Origin of the sequence: Acinetobacter baretiae, from assembly GCF_015627105.1 — a bacterium.
Lineage (GTDB): Bacteria > Pseudomonadota > Gammaproteobacteria > Pseudomonadales > Moraxellaceae > Acinetobacter > Acinetobacter baretiae.
The window spans coordinates 14,292-33,028 of the sequence record NZ_VTDM01000013.1; the positions used below are offsets into that span (position 1 = coordinate 14,292).

An 18,737-nucleotide genomic window follows, 5' to 3' on the forward strand; every position below is an offset into this window, starting at 1 on the left:
AAGTCTATGATAAATCGAACGGCTTTAAGATGCCATTTTATTTAACAGTTGCTCTGCTTTGGTTTTTTGTAGCTCAGAGAATTCAATATTCGATGCAGACAATAGTTGTGTTGCACGTTCATATTCACCAATCATGATGTATTCTGCAGCGAGATCAAGGTTAAGTTCTGCTTCATCGAGTTGTTTGAGTTCATCAAACTCAGTGAACAGTACATCTGTAGATTCAGCAGTTACCACCTCATCACGAATATGTTGTTGGCTTTGAGGTGTCGTTGTATCTGTTTTCGCAATATGAGGTTCTAAAGTAACGTCTGAAGATGTAGCTGTATCTTTCGTTTGATCTGTAGATGGTTCACTTGATGTTTCTGTTGATTTTTCGGCTGAGTGGTCAACAAGATCAAATGTATCTAGCTCAATAGATTCTTTATTGGCTGAAGATGTATTTGAAGTACTATAGTCGAGTGAATGATTTTCATCGGTGTGCGAATCATTCTTTTGCTCTGATGGTATTTTTTCTTGATGAAGTTGATCTTCTGGTTCAAGTACAAAATCTAAATCATTTGTTGATTCAGATGGCTTCTTTTCAGTCGTGTTGTGCTCTTCATTTAAACTGAAATCTAAATCTGATGATTTATGCGTTGTAGATTCAGGCGTGTAAGCCACTTCATTTGAATCATTTAACGTAAATTCAAAATCGCCTAAATCGTGTTCATTTTGTTGCTTAGATTTTGTATCGTTTGTTTTTGATGATGTCTCTGATGTTTGCTGATCTGTATGTGACTTTTCAGTCGAATGGTCTTCGGTTGTTAGATTTGAAGATGTTTCTTTAGATGCATCTGATGAATTGTTTTTAGCATCATCATTTTGTGCAGTAGGGTAGAAGTCTAAGAGATTAGAATCGTTTGATGTGTCTTTTTCAGATGTTGACTCAGACTCTTTTGCGTTGTTCGTAGATGTGGTTTCTTGCGATTCTTCTTTTTTCGTATGGGTGTTGTCGTTCGGTACGATTTTTTGTGTTGCTGACTCACTGTCATCGTGCGAGCGTGATTGGGTGACTGGCTCATGATGATCTTGTGTCGTTTTATCAGTCACTGGCGCAGTGTGTTCATTGCTTGCAGTATCTTTGTTTTCAGTGACTGGTTGAACATGCTCATGTTCTTGTGTGTCATGGGCAGTGGTCTGCTCAGTCGGTTTGGCAGTAGGTTCAGCATCATCTGTTGTACGAGCATGTGTTTGCTGTGCTGCTAGGGCGGCAGCAGCTAGAGCTGCTTGTTCTGCCTGTTGTTTTTTGAGTTCAGCCTCAGCATTTTCTTTTTCAATTGTTTCTATAATATCAAACAGTTTTAATTGCTTAAGATGTGAAATAAGCTGTTTAGTGGCGATTTCATCATCTTGTTCACGGTAAATTTGTGCCAATAAAAGATAAAATTGATGCTGTTCAGGACTTTGGTTTAAAGTTTGATTGATTTGAGCTTCTGCCACCGCAAAGTCTTTGGCAAGAATGAGCCTTTGAACACTTTTATAGGTTTCACTGTGGTTTTCTTGCTGTTTTTTCGTCACTTGTGGTGCGTCATTTACAGTTGGTTTTTCTGTAATCTCTGCTGTTTTTACATTTTCTTTTTTCGCTTTAGATGATCTTTCTTTTAACTTATTACTTTTCTTTTCAGCGCTGTCATCTTTATTGGCATCATTTCGCTTTTTAAGTAATAAAGCAACAACCAGTAAAATGATACATGGAATAATATATATGAGCATACCTATACCTTAAATTGTGTTATAGCTTCTTTAATCTGGATGGACATTAAATGATTGAACATACTATGAACGAACATTTTTTTCATTCAATTGTTTGATCTGTTGCTTTAAATCGTTAATTTTGCCATTAATGACGTCAAATTTAGCATTACGCTGTCTCATTTCACGCTGTAACCGAGCAATTTCGTGCTCTAAAGCACGAATGCGGGATTTGGTTTGTAAAAGCTCTTTTTGAATATCTTCTGACAGTTGGTCATTTACTTTATTCGTTACAGGGGCAGATGGTGTTCCTTGTAACATATTTTGAACGTGTTCTGATCCTGAAAGTTTAATTCTGACTCCTGATTTAATGTGATTGACATTTTGCCGTGTAAAGGCGTTTGGATTGTCAGCCTTAATCTTTCTTGCAATATCATCAAGTCGTTCACCTGTTTGAGTAGAAATACGCGCAGAAATAGACCAAAGTGTATCTTGTGGTCGAACTTTATAGGTAAATTCAACATCATTGTTAGGATCAGCAGCGACAGTACGGTTAATGTCTTCATTGATGATAGGTTTCGCGGGTGTTTTTACTTTTGGGGTGTTTTCATTGTTTTTTATTGATACAGGGTCGAGGTTTTTTTCTTCATTGTGTATGTCAGTGAGTAAGGTATTAGAATTGCTGACTTTAAATGGAATATTGATACGTTTGAGGTAAGGTGTATCCGACTCAGTCACTTTAAGTACGAAGTTAATACGTGATGAGCGAATCGGTTTATTTGATGTAATTACAATCACACCAAAATTTGCGCCATTTTTACGTACAACAAAACCCATGTCTTTACTATTGATTCCAAGTTTAGAGACTTCATCATCATCTTCAATATTGACACGAATGGATTTAATGTTTGTGGCTTCACTATAAGGCACTTCCATGTAAAGAAGTTGCTCTTTAGTGGATTGAATCACAGGCTGACCTAAAACAAGCGCATAGCCTGTTTGTACCAAACAGCACGTCAACAATGCGGTAAGACAAAACTTGTGAGGTAAGGTCATAGCGTAAATCACAATACTTTAAGTGGGCGCAACTTATAATGTAGCGTTAAGTTCCACATTTGTAAAATTTTTATAAAAAAACCAATCATTAGATTGGTTTTTTAGGGAAATATGTGCGTTATTTGGCTTTATATTCGAGTAAAATACGTAGCATACGGCGTAATGGCTCGGCTGCACCCCAAAGTAATTGGTCACCTACCGTAAATGCACCTAGGTATTCTTTGCCCATATTTAGCTTACGTAAGCGTCCTACAGGAACATTTAAAGTACCTGTTACTGCAACAGGTGAAAGCTCATGAATAGAGGCTTCACGTGTATTTGAGATCACTTTTGCCCATGGGTTAGATTGGTTAATCATGTCTTCAATTTCGTTCAGAGGAACATCTTTACGTAATTTAATGGTTAATGCTTGAGAGTGACAACGCATAGCACCAATACGAACACAATGACCATCGATAGGAACAATACTTGAACGACCTAAGATTTTATTGGTTTCTGCTTGTGCTTTCCACTCTTCTTTCGATTGACCATTTTCAAGCTGTTTGTCGATATATGGAATTAAAGACCCTGCAAGTGGGACACCAAAGTTTTCTTTTGGAAAATCATTGCCACGTTGTAACTGAGCCACTTCACGGTCGATGTCTAAAATGGCAGATTTTGGATCGTCTAATAAACTTTTAGTGTTGTTGTATAAATAACCCATACTGGTAATCAGTTCACGCATATTTTGCGCACCTGCACCAGAAGCTGCTTGATAGGTCATTGCGCTCATCCATTCAACTAAGTTGTTTTGGAATAAAGAGCCCAAGCCCATGAGCATTAAAGACACTGTACAGTTACCACCCACAAAAGTGGTTGTTCCTTGACTGAGTGAGTTTTGAATCACACTGGCATTGACAGGGTCAAGTACAATGACGGCATCATCTTTCATGCGTAGTGTAGATGCAGCATCAATCCAATAGCCATTCCAACCTGTGGCTTTGAGTGGGCCGTATACAGCAGTGGTATAGTCACCACCTTGGCAGGTGATAATGACGTCCATGTGTTTTAGACAGTCAATATCTGTCGCGTCCATAAGTGCTGGGGCAGTTTTACCGCCAAAAGCAGGTGCTTCGCCACCTGCGTTACTGGTAGAAAAATAAAATGGCTCGATGTGAGCAAAGTCATTTTCTTCAACCATACGTTGCATTAGAACGGAACCAACCATTCCACGCCAACCGACCAGACCTACTTTCATGTCATTGTGCCTCGGTAGTGTATAAAAATAAAAAGGGACTTCCGAGTGTATCAAACCTAGTTTGAACTGCAAGCGTTAGTTGTATCGAAATATATGATTTTTTTAAGGGTTTAATAGGGTTTAGTTGTAAATATTTGGATAGCCTTCAGGTCTGGTTTTGAATCTTCGGTGGAACCACATATATTGTGTAGGTGCAATCCGAAGTTGTTGCTCGATAATTGCATTGACACGTGTGGCATCTAGAAGTTCATTATCTGAGGGCATTTGTTCAAGCATAGGTTCGATGATAATTTTATAATGTGGGTTTTTATCGTGACCATCACGGTAAAAATATAGTGGTATGGCGACGGCTTTAGATATTTTTAATAATCGACGATGTGCGGTTACTGTTGCGGCAGGTTCACCAAAAAAAGGTGCCATTATTCCTTGTTTTAAACCAAAATCTTGATCTGGGCTATACCAAATAGCATCGCCTGCTTTGAGGTGTTTAATCAAACCTCGCATGTCGTCGTGGTCAATTTGTGCTTTATAAATGGTACTACGACAACGGTAAATGAGCATGTCTAACAGAGGGTTGTTTTGTGGTCGATAGACCACATCTGGGCTAAAGTATTTTGAACAGATATAACCACCTGCATCAAGAAGTGTACTGTGCGTTCCAAGAAGTAAAATACCATGCCCATTTTTTTGTGCATTTTCGATGTGTTCTAAGCCTTCAATGCTCACACGATCTTTAAACCAATGTGGTTTGTACCATGCATTTAGGGTTTCAAACACGCCTAAAATCATGTCATGAAAAACGAGTTTACTTTGTTGGTAGAGGTATTGCTCAGACCATTCAGGAAAACAAACACGTAGATTTGTGATGGTTGTTTTTTTACGTGATTTGAGTAAAAACCAACATAAATTGGCCAAACCATGAGCAATGATACGTTGTATGCACCATGGTAAAATAGCAAGTAACATGAGCAGTACAATACATAGCCAATTTAACCAGTATTTAGGCTGTAAAAATCGATAATAAAATTTGCCAGCAACATACTGGGGGCTAGAACTGCTCATAGATCAAGAGGTCAACATGTAGGTAAAAAACTGTTGTAGTTTAACATGATGCATTTTATTTTTGATATGTTACTAGGTTATTCTAAATGTACAACATAATTTAATTTTAGTTCGTCAGCAGATTGTCCGCGAATCCCCCAATGAGATCTTGGGGTTTCAAACAAAGTGATTTCAATATCTTGGGGTGAAATGCCACATTGGTGCTCAATATGATGAAAAATTGTTTTAATTAATTGTTTTTTATGTGTATCGTTACGTCCTTCAAACATAGATATTTCAATAATTGTATAGTGTTCTGAGCGATCATTTGGGTAAATGAAATCTTCAGGATTTAATGCAATAAATTGTTGAAAGCATTTATCTTGCGGAAGATTAAAACAGCTCACCAATGCTTGATGGATTGCATATGATCATTGGTCACGACACTGTGTAATGGTGTGTTGTTGTGCGTAGATTTTAACTTGTGACATATTTAACCTATTATTTTTATATTAAACGACCCCAAACCATGACATGTTGATTTGGGGCAGGTGAGACTTATTTACTGTCTAAAGCATCCCAACGCTCAAGCTTTTCTAACAATTGTTCTTCAATGTCTGAAAGACGTTGACTTGCAAGAGTTGCTGCCTCCGCATCTTTGATAAACCAAGAACCATCAGCCAATTTATCTGTCAACTGTGCTTGTTCTTGCTCTAATTGTTCAATTTCTTGCGGAAGCTGTTCAAGCTCACGTTGGTCTTTATAGCTCAGTTTGGTTTTTTGTGTTGCGTTTGATTTTTCAGCTTTTGGACTGTCTTTTTTTACCGTTGTTGGCGTAATACTCGGACGCTGTGCTAAATAATCTTGGTAGCCACCAATATATTCTGCAATACCGCCTTTACCATCAAATACCCATGTTGATGTTACAACGTTATCCATAAATGCACGGTCATGGCTAATCAGAAGTAATGTGCCTTTGTATTCAGACAACATTTCTTCAAGTAACTCTAAGGTGACCATATCTAAATCGTTGGTTGGCTCATCCATTACAATAAGATTTGAAGGCTTGACCAATAATTTGGCGAGTAAAACTCGGTTTCTTTCACCGCCTGAAAGTGCTTTAACGGGGGTACGAGCACGTTCTGGTGAAAAGAGGAAGTCTTGCAAGTAGCTTAAAATATGGCGACGTTGGCCATTGATGTCAATAAAATCTGAACCTTCAGAGACATTATTGGCAACCGTGTTTTCTAGGTCAAGCTGATTACGCAGTTGGTCAAAATAAGCAATTTCAAGTTGAGTTCCTGTTTTGACTTCACCTGTATGTGCAATGTCTCCTAAAATGGCTTTGATGAGGGTTGTTTTTCCTACACCATTGTCACCGACAAGGCCAATACGGTCACCACGCATGACGACAGAGGAGAAGTTATGAATAAGCTGTGTATCATCATAACTTACGGAAAGGTTTTCAATGTCAAACACCAACTTACCTGAGCGTTGAGCTGTTTGTACACCCATATTAACTTTGCCTTGCTGTGAGCGTCTTGCTTTTGATTCTTCACGCAAATCTTTGAGTGCTCTGACTCGACCTTCATTACGGGTACGACGAGCTTTAATTCCTTGACGGATCCACGCTTCTTCTTCGGCTAATTTTTTATCAAATAAAGCATTTTGTTTTTCTTCTGCTTCCATTTGCTGTGCTTTTAATTCTAAGTAACGTGAATAGTTACCTTCATAGCTACGCAATGTTCCTCGATCAAGTTCAACAATACGTGTTGCAAGACGATCTACAAATGAACGGTCATGTGAAATAAACAGCAGGGTTAAGTTGTTTTGTTCGAGGAGAAATTTTTCTAACCATTCAATACTTTCTACATCAAGATGGTTGGTTGGCTCATCGAGTAGTAAAATATCAGGTTGTGTGAGTAGGGCTCTTGCAAGAAGGACACGGCGTTTTCGCCCACCAGATAAGTCGGCAAGATCTGCATCTGGATCTAATCCCATTTTTGCCAAAATGGTATTGACCTTGGTGTCTAGTGACCAGCCATCGAACTGATCCATTTTGTGTTGTAGGTCGCCCATGTGTTCACACGCTTGCATGTCACCCATCACACACGCATCACTGGCTTGATTGTATTGTCTTAAAATGTCAGCGACTTCGCCTGCACCATCCGCCACAATATCTGCCACACGTCCACTGTCCATCGGTACATCTTGGGTTAACATAGAAATGCTGAGCCCATTTTGAATAAGGACTTCGCCTTGATCTGCTTGGAGTGTGCCGTCTATGAGTTTGAGTAGTGTAGATTTACCTTCACCATTACGACCAATTAAACATACTCGCTCGCCACGTTCTAAGTTAAAATTTGCGCCGTCGAGGAGGGCAGGGCCACCAAATGCAAGTTGGACGTCCCTTAGTGTAATATAGGCCATAATGTTTCCTAAAGTTTTAAAATACAGGAGTGTGAAATGACAACACCAAAAAATGATGATCTCGGTTTATTGTCCGCACCCATTGAAGATTTGCAAGTGCGTATTGCATTTTTAGATGATTTGGTTGAACAGCTCAATCAACAGGTGGTTCGCCAGCATCAAGAAATCAGTGTGCTAAAAAAGCAAATGCAATTGTTGTATCAGCGCGTAGAACGTGCAGACGTATCGGAGGGGATCGCCGAATTTGATCCATTTACCAATAAGCCACCACATTACTAAATACTGTTGCAAACTTCGCTATATTAGCATAGATATGGAAGTGTACTTTTTTATAATAGATGAATACGCATCAATGAATAAAATTTTACTCATCGATATTGAAAATTGTGGTCGGGCATTACATCAGTTGCAAAGTAGTTTAAATGATTATGCACAAGTATATGTCGTGTATGCCACATCGAATGTGAACTTTTCTTTAGATGAGCTACACGAATTTTTACCATTTATACAAGCAGGTCGTTTTCATGTATTAAAAATGTCCAAAGTAGGTAAAGATGCAGCTGACTTTGGTTTGGCATTTTGGGCAGGAAAACTCAGCCAACAATATCATGCACAAGAGGTGGTGTTTGAAATCGTATCACACGACCATGCCATGCAATATGTATCAGAATTATTGCAACAACAAGGTTTTCATGTTGATGTAAAACAACAGTTGGTTGAAAACCTTGAAGATGTACTTTGGGTTAAGTTGCTACATACATGGTCTAAAGTTCAAAATAAACCCACAACGTCTGAAGCATGTGTCAATGCGATTTGCTCTTGGGTGAAAGTGGATCGTGTACAGGCTGAATGCTTACTACAACGTTTGATTGCACAAAAGCATTTTCTGGTGAATAAAAAAACCACCCAAGTGAGTCAAAAACCACATTTACAGTTTTTGCATGATTATTGTTGTTATCTTGCCAAGCAAAAAAGTAAGCCTACCACTAAAAAGGCGTTATGCAATTCAATAAAAAATGTCATGCGTATTGAGCATGAGCAAACATTAAAAGATCGATTTAACTTATTGTGTAAACATTGTATTGTGGCTGTAAATGATCAAAACAATAAATTACAGTACAACATGAATGTGATTTCTCGCTATGCACAGCAAGGATTGTAATATAGATATGTTTAGATGATTACAGGCTAAAAGCATAAATTAAGTATTGAAAATCTGAGATTCACGATTACTATACAGCACTATTGATGGCGACCCGTTGTGTAAATGTGCACAATACTTGCCTTTTCTATCTAGATTATGTAAACCTAATAGTAAGGTTTGTAGGAGACGGTTGCGACCATGGGTCTTTGGATTACCTTAATTATTGTGGTATTTGTTGTGGGATCGATATTTGGTGTGCGTGTTAATCCCAGAGAAAAAGCTTTGGGTGAAATGCGTGATCGAGCTAGGAAAATGGCGTTATACCCTCGCTTACTTCCTGCACCTGAATGGACAAATATTGAAAAAGCTGCGGAAAATCGAGCCAGTATGGTGGCATATTACAATGTACTATTGCCACAAGCTAGATTACCTTTAATGCGTGCATGTGTCGAAAATGGTCATTTTACAGTCGTTCATGGCGCAGAGAAGTTTAAAAATTACCCCGTCCCATTAAAGGGTGTTTATGCAATAGATATGCAAGCCAACAGTATCGGAGTGTACTGGGATGAAGAAGCTGATTTGCATGGCACACAATTAGAACAGATGAAAACCTTTTTAATGTCTTTAGCAGACGTTTAATTTAGTCATAGGATACAAAAAACACATGGCGAATGCTTCTACAACTACAGCAAAAACCACCACAGCGAAGGCAAATACAGCAGTGAAAAAACGCGCCTTAGTGATTGTGGAGTCGCCTGCGAAAGCCAAAACCATTAATAAATATTTAGGTTCAGAATATATTGTTCGTTCTTCTGTAGGGCATGTACGTGATTTACCTACAGGTGGTTCAGCCAAAACCACAGAAAAGAAAACCACGGTTCCTCGTACCAAATTAACCGATGCACAAAAGCAAAAAAAAGCACAGCAAGCATTGGTAAATCGTATGGGTATCGATCCCGAACATGATTGGAAAGCACACTACGAAGTGTTACCTGGCAAAGAGCATGTCGTATCTGAACTGAAAAAACTGGCAGAACAAGCAGACGAAATCTATCTTGCAACCGATTTAGACCGTGAGGGTGAAGCAATAGCTTGGCATTTACGAGAAGTGATTGGTGGTGATGCGTCACGTTATCATCGTGTGGTTTTTAATGAAATTACCAAAAATGCGATTCAAGATGCATTTAAAAAACCAACACGTTTAGATATAGATCGAGTAAATGCACAGCAAGCGCGTCGCTTTTTAGACCGAGTTGTTGGCTTTATGATTTCGCCATTATTATGGGAAAAAATAGCCAGAGGGCTTTCAGCTGGTCGAGTTCAATCAGTTGCAGTGAAATTGGTTGTGGAACGTGAACGTGAGATTCGTGCATTTATTCCTGAAGAATATTGGCAAATTTTTGCCGACACCCAATCTAAACAAGATTTAATTCGTTTAGAAGCAGTGAAGCATTTGGGTAAAACACTGAAACTTCGAAGTAAAGCCGATACAGATGCAATTTTAGATCAACTGAAAACGGCAGAATTTATTGTTTCACAGCGTGAAGATAAACCGACCAAAGTGAATCCAAGTGCGCCATACATCACTTCAACATTACAGCAAGCAGCCAGTACACGGTTAGGTTTTTCAGTGAAAAAAACTATGACTTTGGCACAGCGTTTGTATGAAGCAGGTTTTATTACCTATATGCGTACTGACTCAACATTTTTGAGTGATGATGCAGTAACCATGGTTCGTGATCATATTGGAGAGCAGTATGGTGATCGATATTTACCTGCTCAACCAAACCGTTATGGCAATAAAGCAGGTGCACAAGAGGCACATGAGGCGATTCGTCCATCGAATGTGTCACTAAAAGGCGATCAGTTGGCAGGTGCAGAGCGTGACGCACAGCGATTGTACGATTTGATTTGGCGTCAGTTTGTTGCCTGTCAGATGACACCTGCACAATATTTATCATCAACCTTACATGTGAAAGCAGGCGAGGTCGATTTAAAAGCCAAAGGCCGTACTTTGGTGTTTGATGGCTTTACGCGTGTACGTGGTGCCAATAAATCTGATGACGATATTTTATTGCCTGCGGTACAAGTAGGTGAGACGCTTAAACTCGATAAACTAGATCCAAGCCAACATTTTACTAAACCCCCTGCACGTTTTACAGAGGCATCTTTAGTCAAAGAACTTGAAAAAAAGGGCATCGGTCGACCATCAACGTATGCAGCTATTATTTCAACCATTCAAGATCGTGGGTACGTGAAACTCGAAAATCGACGTCTTTTTGCTGAAAAAATGGGCGAAATTGTGACGGAGCGATTGGGTGAAAGTTTTAGTAATCTCATGAACTATGCATTTACAGCTGACTTAGAAGGCCAACTCGATAAAGTTGCAGTTGGTGATCGTGATTGGAAAGAATTGCTTAATAGCTTCTATGGTGATTTCAAAACACGCATAACCACCGCACAAGGTGAAGAGGGAATGCGCCGTAACCAGCCTGTGGAAGTAAAAGATGTACACTGTCCTGAATGTGAACGCGCTATGCAAATTCGTACAGGAACAACGGGTGTTTTTCTAGGCTGTTCGGGATATAACTTACCTCCAAAAGAGCGCTGTAAAGGGACATTAAATTTAACCCCTGTAGAATCTTTGGCCATACTTTCAGATGATGATGGTGCAGAAACTGCAGACCTCATGTCTAAAAGACGTTGTCCAAAATGTAGTACGGCGATGGACAGTTACGTGATTGATGGTGCACGTAAATTGCATGTGTGTGGTAATAACCCAGACTGTGATGGTTTTGAAGTTGAAACGGGCGAGTTTAAAATTAAAGGATACGATGGCCCGACCATTCCTTGTGATAAGTGTGATGCTGAAATGCAACTCAAAACAGGTCGTTTTGGTCCATACTTTGCGTGTCTAAGCTGTGATAACACTCGTAAAGTACTTAAAAGTGGTCAACCTGCACCACCTCGTGTCGATCCTATAAAAATGGAACATGTACGCTCAAATAAACACGATGATTTTTTCGTGCTCAGAGATGGTGCTGCTGGTTTGTTTTTAGCTGCGAGTAAATTCCCTAAAATACGAGAAACGCGTACACCGAAAATTACTGAATTACGCACTGTTGCAGATCAGTTAGACGAAAAGTATCAATATCTTTTAAAGGCACCAGATCAAGATCCTGAAGGGCAAGCCACCATTGTGCGTTTTAGTCGAAAAAATCAGACGCAATATGTGGGTTCTGAAAATTCAGATGGCAAAGCCACGAAATGGAGCTTAATTTATAAAGACGGTCGTTGGGTCGAAGAGTAGACATTGATCAATCAACATTGAGAATAAGATCGTATGTGGAAAAAAATTAGAATTGCGATCTTATTGGCCATTTTATTGGTTGTTGCAGTGAATGCATGGCGAGATCAAAACCAAAATTGGAACCGTCCTGTGGTTGTGCTGCTACATCCTGTAAATGCCGATGGTACAGCAGAAACACAGGCATATATTCAACAGTTGCAAGGTGCAGAGTTTGGTCGGATCTCTCATTACTTAAAACAAAGTGCACAGCAATACGGACAAAATACACATTTTATTGTGTTGCTAGGACGAACATTGGCAGTATTGCCACCAGAAGTTCCAACCCAAGGTGGTATGCTACAGACGGTGTTATGGAGTTTAAAGTTTCGTTATTATGCGTGGCAACAAAAAACATCGAGCGACCCAACAGCAACGGTTGTTTTATATCTGAATTACTATTCACCAAAAACACGCCAACGACTATTACACTCTACTGCCCTAGAGCGAGGTCGTATTGGCAGTGTAAATTTATTCTCAGATGCGCAACAGTCTGCACAAAATGATGTCGTGATTACACATGAATTACTTCATGCTTTTGGTGCCACAGATAAATATGACTTAATGACAGGACAACCTATTTATCCGAGTGGTTATGCTCACCCAGAGTTACAACCACGGTTACCTCAGCATATGGCAGAATTAATGGCGGGATATATTCCAGTCACCTCACAGCAAAGCAAAATGCCAAATGATTTAGAACAAACCATGATTGGGCAAATGAGTGCAAAAGAGATTGGCTGGTTGAAATAACACATCCTGTATATAAAATGAATGTGACCGAAATTAGGGAAGTTGCATGAAACAAGATCAATTATTGTCTGAGTTAAATGCGCAACAACGTGAAGCGGTGACGACAGATCAGGCCCATTGCCTTGTTTTGGCAGGTGCAGGTTGTGGAAAAACCAAAACCATTATTGCTCGTGCTGCGTATTTGATTACTCAAGGGATGCCTGCATCACATGTGCAAATTTTAACGTTTACTCGTAGAGCAGCGTCAGAAATTGTGACGCGTGTAGAGCAGCAACTTGGTGAAGCCGCACACGGGCTTAGAGCATCTACGTTCCATACTTTTTGTATTGCTTTATTACGTAAACATAGTAAAGCATTGGGCTTAGGGCAGTTTACAGTCATTGATCGAGATGATCAGGTTATGATATTTCGCTTATTACGTGGTAAAGGCAAAAATAATACACTTCCTAAAGCGGCTCAACTGTGTGATATTTATTCATTTGCTCGTAATACCTGCTGTAATTTATCGGAGGCGCTCGAAAAAATACTGCCAGAGGCCATTGGCGATAAAGAAAATATTGCTGAAGTGATGAAAGCTTATGAACAGCGTAAACGCCGTAGTCAGTTTTTTGATTACGATGATATTTTAGTGGCAGTCGCAACACAGCTTCAGCAATCAACATCATTTTTAACATCAGTTGTAAAACAACATCAGGCATTTTTAGTCGATGAAATGCAAGATACTAATCCATTACAATGGGCATTACTCGAACCCTTTATTGGCCGTGCTCAATTATTTTGTGTGGGCGATGATGCACAATCTATTTATGGTTTTAGGGGGGCAGATTTTGAAAATATCCATCGTTTTAAAAGCTATGTACCAGATGCGATGGTGTATAAACTTGAAAACAACTATCGCTCGACACAGCAAATTTTAGATGTATCAAATTGGTTATTAAAACAAAGTGAGATTAACTATAATAAATCGTTGATCGCTACACGACATAAACAAAGTAAGCCCCAGTTTCATCTTTTTATGAATGAATTTGAAGAAGCAACTTGGATTTCACAAGATATCTATGCACGCCACCATACTCATCATACAGCATGGAATGAACATATGGTTTTAGTTCGTTCTGCATATGCGGCACGGCATATTGAACGTGCTTTTATTGCCATGTCTATTCCTTATCAATTTATTGGTGGTGCAAAACTTTTAGAATCAGCTCATGTGAAAGATCTACTGAGTATGCTTAGAGTTGTGGTTAATTGTAAAGATGACATTGCATGGATGCGTTTCTTAACATTATGGAATGGAATTGGTGATGTAGGAGCAAGTAAAATTGCTATGCACATGAGTGAGTATAATCATTTAAATCAATGTTGTGATTATTTGACGTCTTGTGTGAGTAAATTGCCAAGTCATGTCATTGAAGGTTTAAGGCAATTATCGCAACTTACGCATCATAGTGAAAAAAGTATTGTACATGCAGTGGCAATCTTGACAGATCAACTTGAAGAAAAGTATCAACAAGACTGGTCAAAACGTCAAAAAGATTTTTATTTAGTACAGCAATTAGCAATGAAACATCACCATTTGGCACAATTTCTAGAAGAGTATGTACTTGAACCAATTTCTATTGCAGATGTAAAACAAACAACAAACGATGATATTGTCACCTTAACCACCATACATTCTGCGAAGGGCTTAGAAGAAAATGTGTGTTATGTACCTCATTTATCTGTTGGGTTTTATCCACATGCACGAACACAAGGTGATTTTGATGCAGTAGAAGAGGAGCGCCGTGTGTTATATGTTGCATTGACACGCGCAAGAAATGAACTTATTTTGACTAAGCATGAGTCTGTGAGTTGGAGTTATGATTTAAAAGATGAACAAGGTCGCCATGTGAGTGGTTATTTTTTGAATGATTTTCCAACTGATTTGGTTGATCTTCAAATACATCGACGTGTTTCTATAGACAATACTTTGACAAAAGCATCATCGAATCATGTAAAAAAGATCTCATTTGACTTAGATTTAGATTAAACTGCACCGCTATTTTTCGAGATCGACTACACTGGTCTCAAGCAAATTGAGTGAATGATATGAAAATTTTAGTACGTAACTTGGAGCGATCAATTACAGAAGCTGAGCTTCGTGATTTATTTAGCCCATTTGGTGACGTTGAAACCTGTACAGTGGTATTAGATGAAGCCACAGGAAAATCAAAAGGTTTTGGTTTTGTTGAAATGCCACATGGTCGTGATGCTGTTAAAGCCATTAAAGGGCTCAATACGTTAAGAGTCAAAGGCATTGGTATACGTGTAAAATCAGCGGAATAATTTGAATTGATGATGGCGTATGTAAGGAGTCATGATGTCTAGAGTAGCACGTTACCATGCAGATCGTACCAATCAAAAACTTTACTTTGCCCGGTTAAGTTGTGTACAAGCAGAATCGCTGTGTGACAATGTCCAACAATCTCAAGCGTGTAAAGAGAGCGTTGTTTTTCATTTACAAGGTGCTGTTTTGGCATTTTTGCAAGAATTGGTACGTTATTATCGATTACATGATATACAGCCAACTTTACAGTCAATTGAACAAAAAATGGCTGAAAAAGGGCAAGTTTCTCCTGAAATATCTGTATTAAAGACACTTGCACGCGATGGTTTTTTGGCGGAACTAAATCATGCTTATCGGATGTGTCAATATAGCCCAGAACCTACACCACCACAGGCAGAGCAAGATACATCTTCGCATTTAATTATTAAAGTGACTCAAGGGCCACAATCATGGTTGCCTGATACCACGATTTTAAGAGATTGGTATCAACAATTAATGCAATTAATTAACGGCTTTAGAGACGAAATGGTGGAATTTTAATTATAAAATAACGCAAATACACACTTGAAATTTTGCTTTTGCTCCCAAATATAGGTTAGTCTAAGGTTCGAGCAAGGCATCAGTGGTTATGGTGCACTAGGAGGTGGAATGTCTATTCAACAGCAACTCAAAGAACTTTTTGGTAGTCAAGAGGCTGTGCTTGAGTTAGTACAACTTGAAAATGGAGAGCTTGCATTACGCAATGCAGACTCAGAAAAAGCGCCACTGATGACGATTCAATTTAATGATGATGTTAAAGCCTTATTGGGTGACCAAGCAGGTATTGTGGCGCAAAATATGGTACAAGCAGCACTGTTTAGTTTACTTGAAAAACAAATGAATCAAATTGATGCTGAAATTGTAGATGAACAGCCTCAACACTTCAGTTAACACAATAAAAAATGCGCATTGATTGCGCATTTTTTATTGTTGATTTTTAGCAGGATTAATGAACACTTTGATGAGCAGCTTGAATCTGTTTTAAAACGTGTTGACTCATATTCATTGCCATTTCTTCTTTTGCATAAAACACTTGACCTACGCCATCGGCTCGAATAATTTCAGCTTCTTCTTTGTTTTCTGCACAAAGTAATACTTCAATTTTAGGATTAAGCTGTTTTGAAATATCAACAATACGATGAATGTTTAACAGGTCCATTGGCGAAATAATCACGAGTCGAGCATGTTGAATATGTGCTTGAATGAGTACACTAGGCTCAGTGGCTATACCACACACCGCAGCAATTTCTTTCTCTCGTAAATCCTCAACAAGCTCTCTATTTTCTTCGGCAATCACCACTTTAATATTTTTTTGAATTAAGCTTTGCGTAATACGGCGCCCCACTTCACCATAACCAATCATGACCACCTGATCACGTAAATAATTTTGGTCAACCTCATCAGGTAGCATCGCCAAAGGGTCACTACTACGTTCAAGTAAACGTGCTAAAGATGATCGATTACGAATCCATTGTTGTACAGGTTCTATGGCTGTGAACATGAATGAGTTTAAGGTAATGGAAAAAAGAGCACCTGCTAAAATTAGATTCTGTGCTTCTATGGTCAATAAACCAAGAGAAATACCGAGTGCTGCTAAAATAAAGGAAAATTCCCCAATTTGTGCCAAACTTGCACCAACGGTAAGCGCAGTATTGAGTGGATAGCGGAAGAATAGAACCAAAGCCATTGCAGCGATGGTTTTACCCACCACAATAATTGCCACCACTGCTAAAATATGCAAAGGTTTTTCAATTAAAATATGTGGATCAAATAACATGCCTACAGATATAAAGAATAAAATGGCAAAAATTTCACGAAGAGGTAAGGTTTCTTCTTCAGCACGATGACAAAAATCAGACTCTTTAACAACCATGCCCGCAAAAAATGCGCCAAGTGCCATAGATACACCAAATATAGCATAAGCACCATAAGCAATAGAAACAGCACAAGCAACGACAGTTAAGGTAAATAATTCTCTAGAGCCTAATCTTGCAACAAATTGCATAATCCGTGGAATTAAGCGTTTACCAATAATAAGCATAAAGGCAATAAAACCGCTGACTTTTAATAAGGTGATTAAAATGGTGAGCCAAATGGCTTGCTGTTGCCCATGAGTATCTATGCCTTTACCCCCGAGTAAAACAGCAATAGCAGGGAGTAAAACCAACACCATGACCATCATCAAATCTTCAACTAATAGCCAGCCTACCGCAATTTTACCATTCACTGAAGACAGTAGTCCTTTGTCTCCCAATGCTTTAAGTAAAACAACGGTACTTGCACACGATAAACACAGTCCAAATACTAAAGCGTTGCCAAAAGGCCAACCCCATAACATCGAAATACTAAGGCCAAGTAAGGTAGCAACAGTAATTTGTAAAATGGCACCAGGCAATGCAATTCGTCTGACCTCAAGTAAATCTTTTAATGAAAAATGCATACCCACACCAAACATTAAAAACATGACGCCAAGTTCAGCCAACTGGTTTGCAAGAGATAAATCTCCCACCATACCTGGTGTATTAGGGCTAATAATAACACCTGCGATCAGATAACCGACTAAGGGAGGGAGTCTTAGTCGTGCAGCAATATATCCAAAAAGAAGTGCGAGACCAAAGCCAATCGCTAATAATATAATTAGATCAACATCATGTGGCACAGGCGAATTCCCCAAAAACTGACAAAATAAACGAATGAGATCATGAATTGTAATATAAAAGGCAAAAAAAACGACTCCTAAAGGAGCCGTTTTTTAAAAAACTAAAATTATTTGATTTTAGCTTCTTTGAAAATAACGTGTTGACGGATTTTTGGATCAAATTTTTTGATTTCCATTTTTTCCGGCATAGTACGTTTGTTCTTCGTAGTCGTATAGAAATAACCTGTACCCGCAGAAGAAACTAGGCGAATTTTGTCACGCATGGCAATGACTCCTTAGATCTTTTGGCCTTGAGCACGAAGATCTGCTACAACCTTTTCAATGCCCTTTTTGTCGATAATACGCATACCTTTAGTTGTCAAACGAAGGCGTACAAAACGCTTTTCGCTTTCTAACCAAAAACGGTGGTGATGCAGGTTCGGCTCGAACCGGCGTTTGGTTTTGTTGTTTGCGTGTGAGACGTTGTTACCAACGACTGGACGCTTGCCGGTAACTTGGCAAACCTTAGACATGGTGGAACTCCATTGATTTAGCCAACAGCAAATCTGTGGCCAGTCATAAAACAAACAGATTGAATTTATTCAAGGGGCGTTTTATACCAAAAATGCGATTAAAAGACAAGCATATTTGTATAAAATGGTATCTTCACTAGTGCAATAGCTCATGCCTTAACCATTTTCAAACAGTCAGTGACAAGAAAATCGAATCTAGGTATTTATGCTTATCTGTATGGGAGATATTGTGCATAAAAAATATACGAGAATCCATATTAAACCCTATGTGCGGCTATTTTAAATAAAAATAGGCAATAGGAGCAAGTATATTTTAAAGTTACTTCAAGATATCTTTTTAAATAAAGCAGGGCTTTGATGTACTTTTGACTTTTGACTTTTGACTTTTGACTTTTGACTTTTGACGAAAGAAGATTATTTTTTAGAGTAAATATTCTAGATAAATGGAGTGAAGTTGTTC

At 38.8% G+C, this 18,737-nt stretch carries 17 protein-coding genes and 1 pseudogene; 9 read left to right on the forward strand and 9 right to left on the reverse strand.

All coding sequences use genetic code 11. The features are described from left to right. Positions 1 to 24 precede the first annotated feature (24 nt). The 6 genes and pseudogenes from I2F17_RS06645 to I2F17_RS06670 all read right to left on the reverse strand — a co-directional run bounded on the left by I2F17_RS06645 (position 25) and on the right by I2F17_RS06670 (position 7,498). Complete coding sequence (locus I2F17_RS06645) at positions 25 to 1,755, reverse strand: hypothetical protein (protein ID WP_211139406.1); 1,731 nt, start codon at positions 1,753 to 1,755, stop codon at positions 25 to 27. Between the two features lie 63 nt (positions 1,756 to 1,818). Then, positions 1,819 to 2,790: a FimV/HubP-related protein gene (locus I2F17_RS06650; protein ID WP_196423629.1), complete on the reverse strand. Its 972-nt coding sequence runs from the start codon at positions 2,788 to 2,790 to the stop codon at positions 1,819 to 1,821. Positions 2,791 to 2,908: 118 nt separating this feature from the next. Next, positions 2,909 to 4,027 carry an aspartate-semialdehyde dehydrogenase gene (gene asd, locus I2F17_RS06655; protein ID WP_196423628.1) on the reverse strand — a complete coding sequence of 373 codons (1,119 nt, stop codon included), beginning with the start codon at positions 4,025 to 4,027 and terminating at the stop codon, positions 2,909 to 2,911. A 120-nt stretch (positions 4,028 to 4,147) separates the two neighbouring features. Beyond that, entirely contained in the window at positions 4,148 to 5,089 is a 942-nt protein-coding gene (locus I2F17_RS06660) for an LpxL/LpxP family acyltransferase (protein WP_196423627.1), read from the reverse strand. 77 nt (positions 5,090 to 5,166) lie between these two features. Then, a pseudogene (locus I2F17_RS06665) lies at positions 5,167 to 5,559 on the reverse strand (tautomerase family protein). Between the two features lie 67 nt (positions 5,560 to 5,626). Next, entirely contained in the window at positions 5,627 to 7,498 is a 1,872-nt protein-coding gene (locus I2F17_RS06670; RefSeq protein ID WP_196423625.1) for an ATP-binding cassette domain-containing protein, read from the reverse strand. A gap of 36 nt (positions 7,499 to 7,534) precedes the next feature. Between I2F17_RS06670 and I2F17_RS06675 the strand changes: the two genes are divergently transcribed. The 9 genes from I2F17_RS06675 to I2F17_RS06715 all read left to right on the forward strand — a co-directional run bounded on the left by I2F17_RS06675 (position 7,535) and on the right by I2F17_RS06715 (position 15,997). Continuing rightward, entirely contained in the window at positions 7,535 to 7,777 is a 243-nt protein-coding gene (locus I2F17_RS06675; protein WP_196423624.1) for a SlyX family protein, read from the forward strand. 73 nt (positions 7,778 to 7,850) lie between these two features. Next, a complete protein-coding gene (locus tag I2F17_RS06680) occupies positions 7,851 to 8,660 on the forward strand; it encodes a PIN domain-containing protein (RefSeq protein ID WP_211139407.1) in 810 nt (269 codons plus the stop codon). A gap of 180 nt (positions 8,661 to 8,840) precedes the next feature. Continuing rightward, complete coding sequence (locus I2F17_RS06685; RefSeq protein ID WP_211139408.1) at positions 8,841 to 9,281, forward strand: ammonium transporter; 441 nt, start codon at positions 8,841 to 8,843, stop codon at positions 9,279 to 9,281. Positions 9,282 to 9,306: 25 nt separating this feature from the next. After that, positions 9,307 to 11,952 (forward strand): type I DNA topoisomerase, encoded by a 2,646-nt coding sequence (gene topA / locus I2F17_RS06690; RefSeq protein ID WP_211139409.1) that lies wholly within the window; start codon positions 9,307 to 9,309, stop codon positions 11,950 to 11,952. A 33-nt stretch (positions 11,953 to 11,985) separates the two neighbouring features. After that, a complete protein-coding gene (locus I2F17_RS06695) occupies positions 11,986 to 12,741 on the forward strand; it encodes a hypothetical protein (RefSeq protein ID WP_211139410.1) in 756 nt (251 codons plus the stop codon). Positions 12,742 to 12,787: 46 nt separating this feature from the next. After that, positions 12,788 to 14,770 (forward strand): ATP-dependent helicase, encoded by a 1,983-nt coding sequence (locus I2F17_RS06700; RefSeq protein WP_211139411.1) that lies wholly within the window; start codon positions 12,788 to 12,790, stop codon positions 14,768 to 14,770. Between the two features lie 59 nt (positions 14,771 to 14,829). Continuing rightward, positions 14,830 to 15,066, forward strand: coding sequence for an RNA recognition motif domain-containing protein (locus I2F17_RS06705; protein ID WP_196423618.1), 237 nt, complete (start codon positions 14,830 to 14,832; stop codon positions 15,064 to 15,066). Between the two features lie 34 nt (positions 15,067 to 15,100). Continuing rightward, on the forward strand, positions 15,101 to 15,607 hold the full coding sequence (locus I2F17_RS06710; protein ID WP_211139412.1) for a DUF6586 family protein: 507 nt from the start codon (positions 15,101 to 15,103) through the stop codon (positions 15,605 to 15,607). A 108-nt stretch (positions 15,608 to 15,715) separates the two neighbouring features. Then, positions 15,716 to 15,997: a hypothetical protein gene (locus I2F17_RS06715; protein ID WP_196423616.1), complete on the forward strand. Its 282-nt coding sequence runs from the start codon at positions 15,716 to 15,718 to the stop codon at positions 15,995 to 15,997. A 55-nt stretch (positions 15,998 to 16,052) separates the two neighbouring features. Here I2F17_RS06715 and I2F17_RS06720 read toward each other — a convergent pair whose 3' ends face one another. The 3 genes from I2F17_RS06720 to rpmB form a co-directional block, all read right to left on the reverse strand. Further along, positions 16,053 to 17,765, reverse strand: coding sequence for a cation:proton antiporter (locus I2F17_RS06720; protein WP_196423615.1), 1,713 nt, complete (start codon positions 17,763 to 17,765; stop codon positions 16,053 to 16,055). A 107-nt stretch (positions 17,766 to 17,872) separates the two neighbouring features. After that, on the reverse strand, positions 17,873 to 18,028 hold the full coding sequence (gene rpmG / locus I2F17_RS06725; protein WP_001205031.1) for a 50S ribosomal protein L33: 156 nt from the start codon (positions 18,026 to 18,028) through the stop codon (positions 17,873 to 17,875). Positions 18,029 to 18,040: 12 nt separating this feature from the next. Beyond that, the gene (rpmB, locus tag I2F17_RS06730) at positions 18,041 to 18,277 is read right to left on the reverse strand and encodes a 50S ribosomal protein L28 (RefSeq protein ID WP_092748508.1); all 237 of its coding nucleotides are present in this window, start codon (positions 18,275 to 18,277) and stop codon (positions 18,041 to 18,043) included. Positions 18,278 to 18,737 lie beyond the last annotated feature (460 nt).

Excerpts from the sequence above, each read along its gene's own strand:
- I2F17_RS06645 (WP_211139406.1), bottom strand. The coding sequence starts at position 1,755 with ATGCTCATATATATTATTCCATGTATCATTTTACTGGTTGTTGCTTTA.
- I2F17_RS06650 (WP_196423629.1), bottom strand. The coding sequence starts at position 2,790 with ATGACCTTACCTCACAAGTTTTGTCTTACCGCATTGTTGACGTGCTGT.
- asd (WP_196423628.1), bottom strand. The coding sequence starts at position 4,027 with ATGAAAGTAGGTCTGGTCGGTTGGCGTGGAATGGTTGGTTCCGTTCTA.
- I2F17_RS06660 (WP_196423627.1), bottom strand. The coding sequence starts at position 5,089 with ATGAGCAGTTCTAGCCCCCAGTATGTTGCTGGCAAATTTTATTATCGA.
- I2F17_RS06670 (WP_196423625.1), bottom strand. The coding sequence starts at position 7,498 with ATGGCCTATATTACACTAAGGGACGTCCAACTTGCATTTGGTGGCCCT.
- I2F17_RS06675 (WP_196423624.1), top strand. The coding sequence starts at position 7,535 with ATGACAACACCAAAAAATGATGATCTCGGTTTATTGTCCGCACCCATT.
- I2F17_RS06680 (WP_211139407.1), top strand. The coding sequence starts at position 7,851 with ATGAATAAAATTTTACTCATCGATATTGAAAATTGTGGTCGGGCATTA.
- I2F17_RS06685 (WP_211139408.1), top strand. The coding sequence starts at position 8,841 with ATGGGTCTTTGGATTACCTTAATTATTGTGGTATTTGTTGTGGGATCG.
- topA (WP_211139409.1), top strand. The coding sequence starts at position 9,307 with ATGGCGAATGCTTCTACAACTACAGCAAAAACCACCACAGCGAAGGCA.
- I2F17_RS06695 (WP_211139410.1), top strand. The coding sequence starts at position 11,986 with ATGTGGAAAAAAATTAGAATTGCGATCTTATTGGCCATTTTATTGGTT.
- I2F17_RS06700 (WP_211139411.1), top strand. The coding sequence starts at position 12,788 with ATGAAACAAGATCAATTATTGTCTGAGTTAAATGCGCAACAACGTGAA.
- I2F17_RS06705 (WP_196423618.1), top strand. The coding sequence starts at position 14,830 with ATGAAAATTTTAGTACGTAACTTGGAGCGATCAATTACAGAAGCTGAG.
- I2F17_RS06710 (WP_211139412.1), top strand. The coding sequence starts at position 15,101 with ATGTCTAGAGTAGCACGTTACCATGCAGATCGTACCAATCAAAAACTT.
- I2F17_RS06715 (WP_196423616.1), top strand. The coding sequence starts at position 15,716 with ATGTCTATTCAACAGCAACTCAAAGAACTTTTTGGTAGTCAAGAGGCT.
- rpmG (WP_001205031.1), bottom strand. The coding sequence starts at position 18,028 with ATGCGTGACAAAATTCGCCTAGTTTCTTCTGCGGGTACAGGTTATTTC.
- rpmB (WP_092748508.1), bottom strand. The coding sequence starts at position 18,277 with ATGTCTAAGGTTTGCCAAGTTACCGGCAAGCGTCCAGTCGTTGGTAAC.